At 65.1% G+C, this 455-nt stretch carries 1 protein-coding gene; it reads left to right on the forward strand.

The features are described from left to right. Positions 1 to 455 (forward strand): HAMP domain-containing protein (locus LO50_RS22960; protein WP_044316477.1); only part of this gene is annotated, 455 nt, incomplete at both ends.

Here is a 455-nt window from a genome sequence, read left to right on the forward strand (position 1 = left end):
GCCGGGCGCATGCTCGTCGAGCGCGAACAGATGCTCGCCGCCTACCGTGTGAAGCTGTGGTGGGCGCTGAGCCTCGGTGCGCTGCTGGCGTCAGTGCTCGGTTGGCTGATCAGCCGGCGCGCGCTACGTCCCGTACGGCATCTCACGCGCCAGGCGCTGGCGATCGATGTGCAGCATCTGCACTTGCGCCTGGACGAATCGGCGATGCCGAGCGAACTGGAACCGCTGCGTGCCGCGCTGAACCAGATGCTCAACCGGTTGGAACAGGGTTTCGCGCGGCTGTCGCGCTTCAGCGAGGACCTGGCCCACGAAATGCGCACGCCGCTCGGCAATCTCATGGGCCAGACCCAGCAGCTGTTGCACAAGGATCGCGATGCCGAGGCCTATCACGCGCTGCTGGTGTCCAATCAGGAGGAGTATGAACGCCTGGCGCGGATGATCGACAGCATGTTGTT

This window comes from Stutzerimonas stutzeri (assembly GCF_000935215.1).
In the GTDB taxonomy this organism is placed as follows: Bacteria; Pseudomonadota; Gammaproteobacteria; order Pseudomonadales; family Pseudomonadaceae; genus Stutzerimonas.